The following is a 17,838-nucleotide window of genomic DNA, read 5'->3' on the forward strand; positions in this document are numbered from 1 at the left end:
GGTCTGCAGCAGCGTGGCGGGCAGGCCCGGGATGGCCTCGGTGTCGCCGGTGTCAATGGCACCGCCCAGCACCTCCACGGTGTAGCCGGCCAGGTACTCGGGAGCCGGCGCGCCCAGGGTGCTCGGGGCCGTGAGGATAGGATCGTCGTTGTCGAACTCGGGCTCGGTGTAGATGTCGTCGTGGCGGGCCTCCACGTAGCGGGCCGGCAGGCGGTCGAACAGGTAGTCGCCGGCGGTCTTCACCTGCTGCTCCGTTTCAGCGCCATCGGCGCCGGTCACGGTGTCGAACTCGTCCTTGTCGGTAAGCAGCCACACGCCGCCCGCCTTCTCGTCGTAGGTGGCGTTCGGGATGATGGTGGTGAGCCCGTCGGCGTAGGCCGCGTCGGTGGAGCTTTCCACCGCGCCGTCGCCGTCGTAGGTCACCGAGGCCTCGGCTACGGTGTAGGCGTCGTTGCCGAAGGCCTTGTTCTGGACCCACTGCCACACCGTCTCCTGCTCGGCGGTCACGCCGTCGGCCAGGGTGGTCTTGTCCTCGTCGGCGAAGGCGTCCTTCTCGTCGATGACGACGCCGTCCTTCTTGTACACGGTCTGCTCCACCGGGGCCCAGTACCACTGCTTCAGGATGACGCGCTTGCCGGCCATGCCGATATCGCCGGCGGTCTCGGCGGGCGCGTCCTCGCCCGCATCAGCGTCGTCGCCGTCAAGCGGCTTGTCCGCCGTGGGCAGGGTGTTCATCTGACGGGTGCGGTTCAGGGTGCCGTCGTAGTCGGCGTCGTGGAACACGCGGCCGCCGATCTTCTGCTGCACGGGCACGCGCAGGCCGGCGTCGTTGCCGGCGCGGTCGGCGCCGCGGGCCAGATCGTAGGTGAGCACCGGGCGGAAGGCCACCCGATCGGCCGCGTCGTCGGCCTTGTCTGCGTTGGCGGCGTCCACGGCGTTGGTGGTAAGCACCTCTTCCACGGCATCGCCTTCGTAGCGGTCGTTCTCACCGTAGCGGTCGATAGTGTTCTGGTTCGGGTTGTTCGGGTTCAGGGCCTTGTGCAGGTTCACCGACGGGGAGTCGCCGGCACGCACGTTCAGAAGCACGGTGTACTCGGACGGATCGCCCTCGGCGGCGGTGCCGCTCATCAGGTAGCCGTCGGTGTGCACCAGATCGGAGTCGGCCATCCAGTCGGTGGCATCGGCGGCGTAGGAGGAACCCTGCAGGTACTTCGCGGTACCCCAGTAGCGGTTCCACCAATCCTCCTCGGTCACGCGCACGCGGTAGCCGAACACCACGAGCTTCTTCTCGGCGCCCTCGGTGCCGTCGGGCACGGCCACGCCGTCCTTGAACGGCAGCCAGCCCTGGGTCTTCAAGTTGGTGAACTCGTAGGAGCCGTCGGCCAGGGTAAGGGCGTTGTGGGTGCCGTCGACCTCGCTTGTCACGGGCTCGGGCAGGCCGTACTCGTTCAGCACCAGGGTCACCGGCGCGTACACGGCGGGCTTGATCTCCACATCGCCGTCCATCTCGGCCTCGGACACCAGGGCGAAGGCCTCCACCTCGGTCGTCTTGTCGGTGAACAGGGCAAGAAGCTCGTCCTCGGCGTAGGCCGTGTAGATGGCGTCGGCACCGTCGGCGCCGGCCTGCTGCTTGTAGTAGGTCTCGGTCTCGATGCGCGGGCAGATGACGCCGTTGGGATACTTCACCAGATCGATCTCGGTGTAGTGGCCTGCAACGCCCACGGCCGGGGCCACATCCTGGCGGTACACCTTGGCCACGGAAGTGCCCTCGGGGAACAGCGCCTCGATCTCGGCGTCGGTGTAGGCCACATAGCTTACGGCGCCGTCAACGGTCACCTGGCGGTACCACGTGTCGTCCTCCCCTTCCTCGGGGGCTTCCCAGGCGCCGTAGTGGTTGTCGCCGGCCAGGCCCCGGGTGCGGTCGGCCTCGTAGGCCTTGGTGCTGGCATCCGAGGACCAGGTCGGATCGGCGTGCCAGCCGCCCGCGGCCACGGCCGCGTCCTCGGCGTCATTGCTCTCGGCCAGGGTGTAGTAGCGCTCCAGGGTCAGCTGGACGCCCTTCACCGGGTGGTCGACCACGGTGTCGGTCTCGCCGGCGGCCACGGTGCCGTTCATGCCGTCGTTGTCGGCATCGTTGAACACCACGCCGGTGATCTTCTGGGTCGGCGGCTTGATCTCGCCGGCATCGCCGCCGGGCACCACCGCGGGCAGCGGGCGGCGGGTGTCCTCGTCCACCACGACATCGCCGTTCTCGTCGCGCAGCGGGCGGCAGCCCAGCCAGTCGTAGGTGATGTAGCGGTCGGTGGGCACGAGCACCTCGGTGCCGTCGGCCGTGGTGTGGCTGGCGGCGCTCTCGTCGCCCTCGATGGTCTTGCTCACCACATCGGCCAGGGGAATGGTCACCTTGGAGGCCTGCAGGTCGCGGGCCAGGGTGTCCGGGTCGATGTTGGAGTGCTTCACATTGTCGGCCGTGTCGGCCAGCACGATGTGACCGGAGTGCGCGCGCACGCCGTCATGGTCGTTGCCGTCCAAGGTCAGCACCGTGTCCTGAGCGGTGATGGCGATGCCGCCGTTCTTGCCCAGACCGCCTTCGGCGTCGGAATCGCGCTCGGTGGCGTCCTCGCCGTCGGCGGCCGTCTTGTGGTAGCGGGTGAGCAGCCACTGCTCGTCGTCGGCCGTGGTGGCGTCGTCCTCGGAGGTGAACAGGCGCTCGCCCACTTCCACGCGGTAGCTGGCCAGGTAGTGGCCGCCATCGGGAGCGGTGTAGGCCGCGGGCAGGTTGTCGAAGGTGTACACGCCCAGCTTGCTGTCGTCCTCGCGCACCTCCTCGGTCACGGTGCCGTCGTCGCCGGTCACCTCGTCGGTGTAACGGCGCACGTCGCCGGTCTTCACGGCGATGACGCCGGTGGCGTTGCCGTCGCCGTCCAGCACGTTCCAACCGTCGGTGGAACGGGGCACGTACTTCACCTCGATCTTCTGCGTGCCGGTCACCTCGTCGATCACCGGGTCGCCGTTGGCGTCGAAGACGGGCTCCTCCACCTTGCGGCTCGTCATGCGGTCGGTGCCGAAGGCGAGGTTGCGCACCCAGAAGCCGCTCGCATCGGAGGCCAGCTCAAAGTCGCCGGCCTCGACGGCCGCTTCGGGCACGCCGGCGGCAACCGCCTCGGCGGCCAGCTCGGCCGCGCCCATGGTCAGCAGCTCGGGACGACGCTTGAACTGGAAGGCCGCCAGCGTGGCGTCTTCATCGTCCGTGCCGCCCTGGTTGCCGTTCAGATCGGCGAAGGGCAGGTAGTACCACTGGGTCAGGTACACGGCCTGGTTGGCCAGGCCCGGCTCGCCGTCGTCCTGGATGCCGTTGTAGGCCTTGTCGCGGGCCGCGGCATCGTCGGTGTTCTTCTCGGTCTCGTGGAACGAGTCGTCCCACACCTTGCCGGAGATGCTCGAGCGCGGCACGGGCACCAGGCCGGCGTCCCAGTTGTACAGACGGGCCGCATCGCCCAGGTCGTAGACGGTGTGCACATCGCCGAACAGCATCTTGCCGTTGCCGAAGTCCTCCTCGGACTCGTACTCCAGCTTCTCGGCCAGGTAGGTCTTGTACTTGCCCTTGTAGGTGGCGTACTCCTCGTTCAGCGTCTCGTAGATGGCCAGCGCCTCCAAATAACGGTTGCGCTTGGCGTCGTAGTCGGCCTTCAGCGTGTCGTAGATGGCCTTGAAGCCGGAGAAGTCCTCGGGATCCGGGTTCTTGTCGACTACGGGCTTGCCGTCCTTGTCCGTGGTCGTGCTGATGATGGCGCCGTCGAACTTCCGCAGCTCCACGGTGCCGGTCTTATCGTTGTAGATCGAGTAGGTGTACGTGAGATCGCCGTTGTAGGCGGCCTTGTAGGCCAGCCACTCGCCCGTCTCGGTCTTCAGGGAGCCGGCGCCCTCGTCGTCGGTGGTGTCGGCCAGCACGATGCCGTGCTTCACGTAGGGCTGCTTCACCGGATCGGCCTCGCCGTTCAGGCTGCCTATCACGATCTCGCCGTTGGCGTCGGCGTAGCCGAAGCCGAGCACCTGGTGCCAGGTGACCAGGAAGCTCTCCCAATCGGCCGACCAGGCCTTGTCGGCGGCCTCCTGCGCGCGCTTGCGCTCGGCCTCGGTGGGATTGTTCGGATCCTGCACCTTCACCTCGGCGTAGAAGTTCTCCTCGTTGTACTTCTCGTTCTGGCGCGACAGCTCATCCGGCGTCGGGGGCACCTTCGGCTCGGCGGGAATCTGGCGCTTCAGGGTGGTGGCGGCGGTCCACAGGTCGTTCAGAGCCTCCTCCAGCTCCTCGGTGGACCCGTAGCGGCTCGCGTCCATGCCCGCCAAGGTGGCCAGGGGCACGTAGCGGCCCGTGGTGATGCCGTCCTCGTCGAACAGCTCCTTGCCGTAGGTAAAGCGGGTGTCGGAAGCGTCGCTGCTCGTCTTACCGGAGCTCTCCAGGCCCTTGGCGGCCCAGGTGGGAGCCAGATCCATCAGCGTGCCCTCGAACACCAGGTTCACCGAGCCGCCTGCATGCTTCACCATGCCGGGACCGGCGGCGGGCACCTGGGCCACCACGCGGCCGGCCGAGGAGCCGGGGGTCACGGCGTCGCGGAACAGCACGCGGCCCACGGTGAGGCCCTTCTTCTCCAGCGCCGCCTTGGCTTCGGCGTAGGTCATGCCCACGTAGTTCTCCACCTCGATGGTGGGGTCGATGTACTCCTTCACCGTGCCGTCGTCGTTGTAGACGGTCTTGCGCTCGTCCTTCAGCATGGAGCTCTGGCGCAGGGGCAGCACGGGCAGCAGGGCCTCCAGGTCGCGCTTGACCTTGTGGGCCACGGTGTTGGTCTCCACCTCGCCGTCCTCGGTGCCGCCGATGATGGCGTGGTGCGCCACGGTCTTCACGGTGCGGAAGCGATAGGTGGCCTTCACCACCACGCTGTCGCCGGGCACCAGCTTGATGCGGCCGGTGTAGTTGCCCGCACCGTCCACATCGTCGTTGCCGAACAGCACGCGGCGGTTGCCCTCGGCGTCGGTGGCATTCACGTTCACCGGCACGTTCAGGGCGTTGCCGTCCTCGTCGGTGACAGAGGTCTTGGCCGCCACGCACTCAACTTCGGTGTTGGCCTCCATGCCCTTGCCCTCGGGGTACGGGTCGGCAATGGTGATCTGCTGGGTGGCGTCGGTCTCGTTGCGGTACACCGTGGTGTAGGTGATCTCCACGCGCTCGTTCTCGTTGAGCGGGGTGAAGGGAACCAGCTCCGGCGAGCCCGCCTGGGGCGTGCCGTCGCGGTTCAGCTTCGTGCCGGTAGCCGAGTGCTGGCCGATGGAGGCGAGCACCACGTAGCCGTCGGCAAACGAGCCGGGCTCGGGTGTCCAGCCCTCGTCGCGCTGCTCGTTCAGATAGTAGGTCAGCGTCTTGGCGTCCTCGGAGTTGCCGCCGCCGGCGAACTGGGTGCCGGTAAAGCTATCGGCATCGGCGTCCGGATCGGGGACGGCAGCCGCGGGCGCCGTCGGCACGTCGGTCACGGCCACGAAGCCGGCGGAACCGTCGGGGCGGGCGCCGTTCACCTTCACGTAGCGCTGCTCGTCGGCGCCGGTGGAGGCGCTTGCGGGCGCGAAGTCGGCGTCGGTCCAGCCCGCGCCCACCTTCACGTAGTACTCGTTGGTATCCACGAAGCCGGCGGCGGCATCGTTGGCCTGGCGCAGTACCGTGGTGGCCTCCGGCTTGCTCATCAGGTCGGAGTCGGAGTCCACCGACTGGCCCAGATTGCCCTGGTTGTCGGTCATGAAGGCGTTGCGCACCGTGATGGCGTAGTCCTCGTCCAGGGTGCTCAGGTCCTCCTGGTCGATGCGCAGGCGATAACCGGCCAGACGCTTGGTCTTGTAGTCGTTGTCCAGGTTGCGGGTATCGCGCGGATCAACCACGTAAGAGGACACGTCGCGGAACAGGTAGGTGCCCGCCGCGGCCGCATCGCCCGTGTAGGCCTCGCGCAGCGCCTCGCCGGGGTACAGCTGCCAGGAGAACTCGCCGGAGTCCACCATGGTCCATTCCATGACCGGGACCTTCTGGCCCGAATCCGGATCCACCATAGGCACGCCCGCGGCGTTGGTCTTCCACAGCAGGTTGCCGTCGGCATCCTTCTTCTGCACGTAGGCCAGATGGGTCTCGGCCGGCCCGTAGTACCAGGTCTCCAGCTTCACCTTCACGCCGCCGTTGTCCTTGCCCTGGCCCACGCCGGGCTCCTCGGCCTGCTGGACGCCGTCGTAGTTGTCATCGCTCCACACGTTGTTGCCCAGGTAGCCCTTGGTGCCGTCCACGTAGCCCAAGGCCAGCTTGTCCTGGCGCTTGTAGCCCATCCACTCGTTGGCCGGGTCGTGGTAGATCACCTTGCCGTCCTCGTCCAGGGGCAGGGCGGCCACAAGCGGGTAGGTGCGGGCCGAGCCGGACACGTAGCGCAGGTCGTTGTCGGCCACCAGCACGTCGGAGTCGTGGTAGTAGAATCCCTCGCGCTGGTAGGCCGTCGCATCCTTGGACCATGTGCTCAACGTGGGCTTGATGAGGCGGTTGGCCACAGTCTCGGAGGTCTTGATGATGTAGGACTTGCCCGCCTTCAAGCGGAAGCGGAAGAAGCCCGTGTCGTCGGTCACGATGGTGGCGGCGTTGCCGTCGGCATCGGTGGCCAGGGTAGAGGAGATGGTGCCCTTGGCCTTGTCGTACTCGTACACGTTCACGCGGATGCCCTCGAGGCGCTTCTCGGGTACGGCGTCGGCGCCGGCCATCTGATCCTCGGCGGTGGTGCCGGTGCCCACGCCCACGGAATCCAGCAGCGAGTTGATCTGGATGTCCTCCTCGGGCGTGCCGTCGGCCAGGATGTCGTCGCGATAGGTCACGCCCTCGAAGGTGATGCCCTGGGCGATGCCCAGCTTCATGGAGGTGGCCTTCTTGTCGTAGGCGTCGTGGACGGCCTTGTTGTAGGCGTCGGTGCCGGCGTTGGCCTTGTCGTAGGCCACGGGCTCCACGTCGATGGTGGAGGTGGTCACCACGAGCGCCGCGTCCACGCCGTTGGCATGGTCGGCATCGATGCGCTCCACCGTGAGGTCCTTGTCCTCGGCGTTCACGTACATGTCCACATTACCGATGGACTTGGTCGTGGGCGAGAAGTTGTAGTATTTCTCGGGGAAGGTGTAGCGCAGGCGGTACTTGCCCGGCAGCAGGTTGCTGAACACGTAGTAGCCCGGGTTGCCGTAGTAGTCGGTCTCGGTGGTGAAGGTGTAGGGCTGGCCGCCGTCGGCGTTGATGTAGTTGCCGTAGGCGTCGAACTCCGGCTTGCCCGTGCGGGCATCGCAGCGCACCCAGCGGTCCTGACGGCCCGTCTTGTCGTTGTTCACGAGCATGGATACCTCGCCGTCGCGGTTGACGGGGTTGCCGTACTCGTTCAACAGCTCCACCTTCACCCCGTTGATGCCGGGGTCTTCCTTCTCCAGGTCGTAGTCGAGATCCTTCAGGTGGCTCTCCCCCGTGGCTTCGTCGACGGTGTTGTCGAAGCGGTCGAACACCTTCCGGTCGCGGTACACCTGGTTGCCGTCATCGTCGAGCACCGGCTCGTCGTTCTCGTCGTAGACGGGTTCCTTCACGGTCTTGTACAGCGGGTCGCCGTTCTCGTCCACCTTCACGCCGCGCAGCAGCTTGCGGCCGTTCAGCGAGGTCTGATAGGCGGAGTTCAGCACGTTGCCGTCGGCGTCCTTCTCGGCCTCGTTGCCGTTCAGATCGAGCACGTCGTCCTCCGGGGTGCCCGACCAGTCGGAATCGAGCCACACGTAGTCGCCGATGTAGCCGCGCTCGTCCGGCGCGTCGATGAACGTGCCGGCCATCTGGTCCTCCACGTGGTAGGCGCCGGAGATGTCGCCGGAGTCGTTGATGTTCACGCGGCAGTAGACGGTGTTCCACTGGATGACCGAGCGCATCTCCTGGGCGCGGGCGTACTGCTTGTAGTACAGGGCCTTATCGGCATCGGAGAGCTTGTCGATCTCGGCATTGGACAACAGGGGCTTCAGGTCGATGGCCGGGTCGCCGGTCTTGGTGCCCAGGAACTTGGGCAGGTTCAGCGGAGCGGCCAGCTCGTACATGAGGCGCACGTAGCCCTTGCGCGGAATGAAGGTGTCGGCCTTGGGCTGGGCCCAGATGGCGCGCAGGCCGCGGGTCAGCTCCTCCTCGGTCTCCGGGTACTCCTCCACGTACTCCTTCAAGTCGGCCAGCTTCACCATCTTGTAGCGGCGCTTCATGGTATCGGCATCCACTTCGGGCGCGCCGGTCTCCTCGTTCAAGCTGCCCAAACGCAAGTCCTCGAAGCGGTAGTAGGAACTGTCGGTGATGGTTTCCACGTCGTAGGGGTCGGTACCCGGAATCAACGGGTTGCCGTCGTCGTCGATCGGCGGGATGAGGGGCTCGCCCGTAGCCGGATCGCGCGGATAGTTGGGGCCGTACACTTCCTTGTCGCTGTAGGGGTACATCCAGAACAGATCCTGCTCGGTGCCCAGGGTGATGCGGCCGGTCGTCGGGTCTTCCTCGTAGGGACCCACCCAGATATTCATATCGGTGCCGTCCACCAGCTTCTGGCCGTCCTTGCCCAGGGTGGTGTCGGCGGCCGAGAAGCGGACCACCTGGATGGAGTCCAGGTCCTTCAACCAGCCGGACCACTGCGAGCCGCGCTCCGTGGGCTCGCCGTTGTCGCCCGACCAGATCTTGTAGTCGCTCTCGAAGGGCAGGATGTCGTAGAGGGCGATGTTGTTGAAGTTGCGGGCCTTCGACTCGTCGGCCTCGGGGTTCACGGCACTGGCGTAGTACTCGTAGGTCGTGCCCTCGGGAACGCCCGCGGCGCCGTTGGTGGCATAGGTGGCCAAGGCCTCCAGGTCGGTGGTCACGGTCTTGGTGTTGGACAGGTTCTGATCGCCGGTGAACTCCAGGGCCTTCAGCTGCATCATGACCATGGACTGGCTCGTCTTGCCATCCAGGTTCACGTCGCGGGTGTCGGACACCAAGCCGCGGGTGGAGCCGTCGTTGTCGGAGGTGGCCGGGGTGTAGCCGGTGAAGGTGCCAGGCTTGTAGCCGTAGCCGGCCGTGGTCAGCAGATCCTCGGACAAAAGGTCGGAGGCCTCCTTCTGCACCGGCACGATCAGCTCCACCACGATGCCCTGGCCGGGCGCCAGGATACCGCGGTCGTACTCGGTCACGTGGGTGACGTTGCCGTCCTCGCCGGTCACGTCCTTCTCGCTCTTCTGGCCGGTGAAGCGCCAGTTCATCATCTTGCGGTTGTAGTTGGAGCCCGCATCGACGCTGGCAGCCTTGTCGGCCATGAGGAAGGCGCTGCCGATCTCGGGATCGTTCATGCGCGGCATAGACGCGGCATTGGAGCGCACCACGTCCTCCACTTCCAGGAAGTCGGACATATCGGCCACGTAGTAGGTCCACAGAGGCGTCTTGTTGTCGATGTTGGAGTGGGGCTTGTTGCCCTTGCGGGTGGACACGTAGTCCCAGTTGAAGTAGTCGTAGGCCGGCGCGTACTCGGTCACCGTGGTGGTCTTGCCCGGATCGTTCGGGTCGGGCACCTCCTTGGTCACGAACAGATCGTCGTAGGCCACGTACTTCAGCTTGCTGGCGTTCATGTCCTGGGCGGCGCCGAAGCCCTCCACGTAGGGCAAGATCTGGGAGATCTGCGGGTTGGCGCAGTAGTCCTGCTCGCCTACGTAGTTCAAGGCGGCCATCTGCTGGTCGGACAGGTTGGACAGCACGATCTTGTAGCGCATCATGCGCGAGGAGCCCTTGTCGATGGTAGAGGCGCCGGTAACCCACTTGAAGCCCGTGGAGCCGGAACCGGAGAAGTAGCCCTGGATGATCTCCAAGGCGAGCACCGGGTTCTCGGGCGTGCGGATGAAGCCGGCGCGGTTGCGCTCGGTCTCCACGAACTTCGTATCGTCGTAGCGCGGCGTGGCGGAGACGAAGTGGTTCACGTGCACCGACGGGTCGGCCTCGGCCGAGGGTCCGTCGTTGTCCGGCGGGTTCTGCGACGCCTGGCCCACCGTAGGCGTGTTCAGAAGCGAGGTGGCGAAGTCGACGCAGGGCGCGTTGTCGGTAATGCCCGCGGGCAGCTCCACGGCGCTGTCGGGGAAGTAGTTGCCCGCCGCATCCAAGATCTGCACCTGGCCCTTGTTGTTCTTCTTGTAGCCCCAGCCCACGTTCAGGCGCAGCGGGTCGAAGTCGTCGGCCTCCTGCTTGCCCTGGGTCGGGACCTCCTTGCCGTTCTGATCGTAGAGCTTCTTGTCGGAATCGGCCACGGCGTCCACGTCGAGGCGGAAGCCGTGGGGCACGGCCACCTTGTGGGACAGCGTGTCGTCGTCCACGTGGGCGATGGTCTTGCCGCCTTCCACGGTGGTGGGCACGGCCTTCACCACCCAGCGGATCTGGCGCACCTGGCAGTCGGGATACTGCTTCAGGAACTCGTCGTCGATGACCACGTTCTTCTTATCGGAGATGGCATAGCCGTTCTCGTCGCCGATCTGCACCCAGCGCTGCTCGTCGGCGGTGTTGTAGTCGGTGGAGTCGCCGAACACCGGATCCACCTCGTCCTCGCCGTACCAGTAGTCGCGGTCGGCATCCGAGCCGGACAGGGCGAAGTTCTCATGGTCGGTATAGGCCGGGCCGTTCTGCTCGTTGTAAGCGTTGGCACGCTCGGTGCGGTCGGTGGTCACCACGCGGGCGAACATGAACAGGCGCAGCTGCTTCTCGGTCTCGGCGGCCTTGTTCTCGGCCGTGCGGGTCACGGTGAAGTCGTCGCACACCACGCCCTTCTCGTCCACCATGTTGCCGTTGCGGTCCTGGTGGTAGGTCACCTGGGTGGTCACGTCCGTGCCGTCCTCGCCGGTGGAGGTGGAGCTGACGGAATAGGTGCCGTCCTCAGCCAGAGTGATGGGGGTGCCCTTGTAGGTGTAGCTCAGCGCATAGCTGGCCCCGGGAACCTCCCATACGCCGGTGGACACGCGCTCGAACACCGAGCTCAGACGGCCCACGGCGTAGTCCTGGGACTCGAAGGGGGCGTTGTTCACGGTCATGGCGTTGTCGGCCACCGTCTTGCCGGCCGTGGCCCAGAAGGGCACCTGCCAATCCACCACGAAGCTGTTCACGGCACCGCCGGTGTTCACGGCCTGGGTCAGGTAGAACCCGTTGGAGCCGCGCAGCTGCACGTCCTGGCCGGTGTAGACGTTCATGTCGGAGTTGTACAGCAGGCTGCGCAGCTTGGCCGTGTCGGAGCGCACCGACACCGACGGCTTGCGCACATGGAACCAACCGGAGTTAGCCGTGACGAACAGGTCGTCGAAGTCCTTGTCTCGGTCGTAGTTGATGTTCTCGTACTGGTTGTCCTCGGCCTTCTTGCCCGCGCGGAAGAAGCGGTTGACCGACTGGCCGTGGAACGACGTGCCGATGAGGGTCTTGGCGATTTCCTCCAGCTTGGGCTTGGTGGCCGAAGAGCCTCCTGCATTGCCGGGATCGATGGGGTTGCCGTTCTCGTCCTTGCCGAAGCCGGTGTTCTCGCCGCCGGTCACGCCGTTGCCGTTGAAGTCGTCGTCGTAGATGTGGTCCCACGCGCCGTCGTCCGGGTCGTCGGAAAGCCAGTTCAGCTTGGTCTCGTGGGCCGTGGCGTACACCTGGGAGTCGTCGCCCTTCCAGGAGGCCACGGTCTCCATCTGCTTCTTGTAGCTGATCAGCTCGCCGCCCTCGTAGAGGCTGTCGTCCATAGCGGTATCGACGCTGCCCAGGTTATCCAGGCGCGTCTTCACCTTCAAGGTGATGGCGTCGCCGTAGCCCAGGTAGCCGTCGGCATGGGCGCCGGCGTAGAAGGCGTTCAGCAAGCTGTCGAACTCGGCGAACTCGTTGTCGGTGGCGTCATCGGGGGCAGCCAGCTCGAAGACCACCACTTCCCGGTCGTGGGCGTGGGGTTTCAGCGTGGTCAGGTTGCCCACGCCCTGGTTCTCCTCGGACTCGCCGGCCAGGGTGTCGCGCACCAGGCCGCGGCTTTCGAGGGTGTCGGCCGGATCGTCCAGGTCGGCCTTGCCGTAATGGGCGTTATCGGCACCGCCGAGGCCGGCCGTGGCGCCCTTGGTGGCGAAGGTGTCGTCCTGATAGTTCGACTGGTAGGTGGCCTTCACCGTCCAGCCGGCGCCCAGCAGCTGGCGCGGGGTCAAGCGCTCGATGCGCATAATGCCCTCGCCAAGGGTCTTGTCGGCCCAGGTCTTGGCCACGAGCTTGTCGCCCGCGGCATTGGCCACGTACTCGCCGGCGGCCAGGTCGGCCTCCTCCTTGGGCTTCTGGGTGGCCCGGGCGGCCGGGGCCGGGTCGGGCACCTCCACCATGACCTTGTTGCCGTCCGCGTCGGCCACGTACTCGCCGGCGGCCAGGTCGGCCTTGGTCTTGGGGGCGTTGTCGTGGCCGTGGTTCTCGGCCACGGTCACCCAGCGCTCGATCTTGTGGGCCACGGCGTCCACCACGTAGTCGCCGGCGGCCGGATCGGCCACCTCGGCGTGGCGGTCGCGGTAGGTGCGCTCCACGTAGAAGGCGTAGTCATCGTCGGTGTAATCACCGATCCATTTGTAGTTGGGCGAGGTGGAGGTCTGCTTCTCGTCGCTCCAGCCAGCCAGCTTCTTGTCGTCGGTCAGCATGCGGTCGTCGTAGAAGGTGACCTGGCTGGGCAGGTGCAGAGCGTACACGAGCTTGGCGTGCTTCAGGTTGCCCTGGGCCTCCACGATGTCGGTGTACTCGGAAGGCTCCAGGTTGTCGGCGGAGTTCAAGATGGTAGCCGCGAACCACGGAGTCTCGTTGTACTGCCACGCGTCGTTCTCGCCGGAGGGCAGGAACAAGGTGTCGTGCTCGATCCAGTTGTTGTCCATGCCGAAGGACTCCAGGAACTTCGGATCGTACTTGATCTCGTTGTGGTGGAAGTACGGATCGTTCTCGCCCGTGGCCACCCAGGCGAGCGTGCGGCCGTCCACGCGGTAGTTCTCGAAGGTATAGGGGATGATCTCGTACTTGCCGGCGTAGGCGCCCAAATTCGGGGTGCCGTCAGCGTTGTAGTTCACATCCACGGCGATGTCGCTTGTGAGCACGTCGGTGCCCTTCTCGCGCAACAGCCACTGGCCATTCTCGTTGGTCTTGTACGGAATGCCCGGATCCTTCAGCGGGATGTGGAAGATCACGTTGCGCGTCGTGGCGGTGCGGATGTCGGTCACCGTCTCGTTGCGGCTGTACTCCCACTCGTCGTAGGCGTCGGGGGCCTTGGGGGCCTCCTCCTCCTTCACACGGATGATCTCCACGGGCAGATACACGTCGCCGTAGGCGTCGCTGTGCACGGCCACATAGAGCTGGTTGGCCTCGGCCTCCATGTAGTCGCCGAGCTTATCGACGCCCTTCACCAGGTCGTAGCGCACCGACGTCTCTTCCACCACTACGCCGTCGCGCACCACGTTCCAGGTGCCGGGGGTATCGGTCGGAGTGGGGTCGCTGAAGGTGTAGAAGCTCTCCCCCACCGCGCCATAGCGGCCGAGGTCCAGGGTGATGGTGTCCCCGTCGGGGGCCTTGGCCTGGGCCACGTAGTGGAAGTAGTCGGTCTCCTTGACCGGCTTGCCGTCCGGCCCCTTCACGGGGTTGCCGTCCTCATCCACCTTGTTCTTCTGCACCTCGGTGTAGGCGAAGTAGTTGGAGCCGATCTGAGCCAGACGACCCAGGCCCGCCGTGGTGTAGGTGTACTTCTCGGCCGGGTTCACGGCCAGCTTCTTCAGGGTGGCGCGCTCGTAGTCGTCATCGGTGCCGGCGTTGCCGGTCTTGGAGTACAGCTGGTGCTCCTCGTCGGAGAACGTGCCCACGTAATCGTCCAGATTCGTGGAGTTCAGGGTGATGGGGGTCCAGCTGTACACGGGGATCAGCGGGGCCTGCTCGGTCTCGCCGTCGCCAGAGCCGTCGCCCTTGTCGCCGTCACCGGAACCGTCGCCGCCCTCGGTGCCGGAGCCGTCGCCAGTGCCGTCGCCAGCGCCGCCTTCGGTGCCGGAGCCGTCGCCAGCGCCGCCTTCGGTGCCGGAGCCGTCGCCGGAGCCGCCCTCGGGCTTCTTATCGCCATCGGGGTTGGTGGGCTTCCAGTTGGGATCGGGAATATAGGTGGTCGAGCGCAGGTAGAAGGCCGTGGTGGCATCCAAGGTGTGCTCGGTGCCCGCCGTGTCGGCATCCAGGGTGTAGCGGTAGTCGTCGTAGGTGCCCCGGTCCAGAGCGCGCAGCTTGGCGTTCACGTAGGTCGCCTGGCCGCGCACCACCTGCTTCACGTAGATGTCAGGAGCCGCATCGGTGGCGTAGAAGGCCAGCTGGGTATCGGAGGACAGGTCCTTCTTCTCGTAGGTCTTCTTGGTGTCGTTGTAGGTGTAGAACTCGGTGCCGTAAGCGTTTTTCGGATCGGGCACCGTGCCCAGGCTGTAATCGAAGTAGCTGTAGGGATCCACCGCGTCCTCGGTCACGGGCGGCTTGGACTTCATGCGCACGCCCACGAAGGCATCGCCGTCGCCCACGTACAGGCACTTCAGATTCGGGTCGGTGGCCGCCGCAGCGCGCAGCAGCGCGGCCTCCATGGCCTCGGCGGTGCGGGGCACCGGCGTGTACACATCCTCGCGCTTGTAGCGCTTCTCGCCCGCACCCACGCTGGGGGCCTCGGACTCGGGCACGTAGTCGGTGCCCACCAGCACGTACTTCACGCCGTCGTAACCCGTCTCGGCCTCGGAGTACGCGTAGCTGCGCTCGTAGAACGTCTGGCCGGCGGCCTCGTCCCAGGTGCGGTCCTTGTCCTCGATGACCGAAGTGGTCACCTTCTTGGTGCGCTTGTAGTTCTCGGTCAGCACCAGCTTGCCGGCATCGGCGCCGGTACCGTCGCAGTCGCCGGCGTACAGGTCGGCCTTGGTCTGATCCAGCTCGCCGGTCAGAAGCGACAGCGTGAAGGTCTTCTTCAGCGACCACTCCACCTTGCCGTCGTCGCCGTAGCTCTTCAGAGTGAGGGTGACGATGTTGCCGTTCTTCACGCGCTTGGCGTAGGCCTTCATGGAGCCGTCGGTGTCGCGCTGGATCATCTCGGTGGTGACGACGCCGTTGTTGTCGCTCTCCACCACCTTGATGCGCTCGTTGCCGTCGGTGTCGCGCAGCACGCGGTCGGTGAACATGACATCGCCCTCCCACCAGGTGCGCGGCGCGGTGATGACCGAGCCGTCCACCGACAGGATGGAGCCCTCGCCCGCGCCCAGGCCCGTGGCCGAGGTGCCGGGAACGCCGTCGGCGGAGTAGTCCACCGGCGGGGTGGCGTCGCTCGGACGGTCGCCCGGGTTGGCTTCCACCTCGTAGCTCACGTTCAGCGTGGGCACCTTGGTGCGCAGCTTCACCGTGGAGTACACGCCGGCGTCGTCGTGGGTGGCCACGGCGTCGGTGCGGCGGTTCTTGAACTTCTCGCTGTGGGAGGCGGCCGTGTCGGGCACCAGGTTGCCGTCGCCGTTCACGTCGCGATGGCCGTTCAGGCCGTTGGTGGTGGCGCTGGACAGGCCGTAGGCGTTGGCGGCGAAGTCGTAGTCGCCCACCGTGAGGCCCTTGCCCTGGGTCAGCGGCGTGGCCAGCGGCTCGCCGGAGGCGTCCTTGGTCACCGTGTCGGTGCCCACGAGCGGCAGGCCCGCCACCACCAGGCCGCCCAGAGCGTTGGGCACGCGGATGGTGCTGTTGCGCTCGGTATAGGTGCCGTTGAAGCCGGCCAGGTAGTTGTAGGGCACCTTCTCGGCCACGTTCGCGCCGGTCTTCGGGTCGCCCACCTTGATGTACTTGGCCGGGATGAAGCCCTCGGTATGGGGCGTGGCCGTGTACTCGCTGCCCGAGGCGTTCTGAGCTGCGTAGGTGTAGTAGGTGCTCTCGGTGGCATCGAGGCGCTTGTCGGCCTTGTAGTAGCCGGTGGCCTTGGCGATGTTGTTGTAGGTGGTAGAGTTCACCGTGGTCCAGTTGGAGTGGTTGGCGCGGTAGGCCAGCCAAGTCAGCTTCTTGTCGCGGGTCAGCTGGGCCTCGGCGCCCACGGTAAACGGGTTGTCGGCCGTGGCGGCCGCGAGCGTGGTGTTGCCCGTCAGCAGGCCGGTGGACTGCGTGATGCGGTCGGCCGCGCCGGCATTGGCCACCTTGATGCTCTCGTCGGTGAGGAACTTTGCGCCGTCCGCCTTGGAGGTCACGAAGGCACGGATGTTCTCGTAGCTCTTGGTCATGGAAGCCGGATCCAGGCCCATCTTCGGCTCGTCGTAGGTGAGCACGTTGAACTTGAAGGTGTCAAGGCCGCCCGAGACGATCTGGGTCACCAGGTCGCGGGCGTCGTTGTAGCCGGTGGCCTTGGGCTCGAAGCGCAGCACGTAGCGCCACTCGACCGCGCCCGAATCGGTGGTCACCGGCTCGAAGGAGTAGGTGACGTCCCAGTTGGCGTTCTTCCAGTCGGCGGACATGTTGTCGTTCACGCTTGCCAGCTGCTTGTAGCCGGTATCGGCACCGTCGGCGGCGTTGGCCGTGGCGGTGTCCAGCCCCTCGTACTTGTCGGCATCGGCGCCCACCACGTAGGACATATCCCAGTCCTCGGTGGCAATCCTCCAGGCGTCGGCGCCGGTCCACTTGTTCTCGCCCTTAATGGAATAGGGCTGGCCCGAGGTCTTGGAGTAAGGCGCTACGCCGTAGGGCAGCACCACGGTCAGTACGGGCAGGGTGAACGAGCCCTTGGAGCCGCCATCCACGGCGTAGTTGTTGTGGTACTTGGAGTTGTACTCGGTGCCGTTGTGCACGTTGCCCACGTTGTTGTACTGCCAGTAATAGGGCTGGTCGTTCAGCCAGTAGCGGTTCTCGATGTGCACGTTGATCTGACGACGGTCGGCCTCGGTGTCCACGTAGTAGGTCTCGTTGACGGCCTTCACGGCATCGGAGGTCTTGCCGGCCTCAGCCATATAATCGCTCACGGTGTTCCACACGCGCACGAGCGGCTTGCGCATCACGGCATGGGTGCCCGTGGCCGCGTAGAGCGGCTGGGCGGCGCCCTTGGTGCCGTCGGCGGCAATGGGCCGCTTCAGGGCGTCGTTGTAGTTGCCCGCAGCGGCGTCGGCCACCTTCAGGCCCATGGCGGCCAGCGCCCGGGCCTGGTCGTTTCCGGCCAGATCAGCGTTGGCGGCCACGGTATTCACCATGGTGGTGGAGCCGTTCACGGCCGGGAAGTTCGGCGAGCCGTAGAACTGGCCGTACAGCGGCGCGTGCACGCCGTAGCGGTTGCGGGCGATGAGCGTCCAGCTGTAGTCCATGCCGTAGGGCTGCACGTTCTGGCGGCGGCTGCGCAGGCTCGCGTTGCCCTCGTACACGTCCACGTCGTAAATCTGGTAGTAGGCGCTCGCGTTGAAGGGCTTCTTATCCGCAACGCCCGGCGCGGCCGTGGCGGTCTGCTTGTAGAAGGTGCCGCCGGCAGCGATCTGGTCGGCCGTGGCCGCAGCATAGGTGCCGTCGGCGTCGTTCTTCACGAGCAGGGTCACACCGGCCTCGGGCGTCTCGCCGGCGGCCAGGGTCACCTCCTCGTAGGTGTCCTTCACCGGGGCCTTGCCCGGGGTGGCGCCGTTCAAGGTGGGCTCGATATGGTCGGTGTCGTCCCACGGGGCCGTGAGCAGGCGGTCGTACCAGGCCTCGTCCTCGTTGTTGCCGAAGATGTGGCTTGCCAGGTTCACCCGCAGCTTGTAGCCGCCGGTGGCGTAGCACTCGGT

General features: G+C 66.1%; 1 protein-coding gene (cut by both window edges). It reads right to left on the reverse strand.

Every position in this 17,838-nt window falls within one protein-coding gene, locus C811_RS07830, for a PASTA domain-containing protein, read on the reverse strand. The gene is 74,733 nt long; 23,592 of those nucleotides lie to the left of the window and 33,303 to its right, leaving coding positions 33,304–51,141 in view — codons 11,102 (complete) to 17,047 (complete); the first complete codon in reading order (the gene reads right to left) occupies positions 17,836–17,838. The start codon and the stop codon both lie outside this window.

This window comes from Adlercreutzia caecimuris B7, from assembly GCF_000403355.2.
In the GTDB taxonomy this organism is placed as follows: Bacteria; Actinomycetota; Coriobacteriia; order Coriobacteriales; family Eggerthellaceae; genus Adlercreutzia; species Adlercreutzia caecimuris.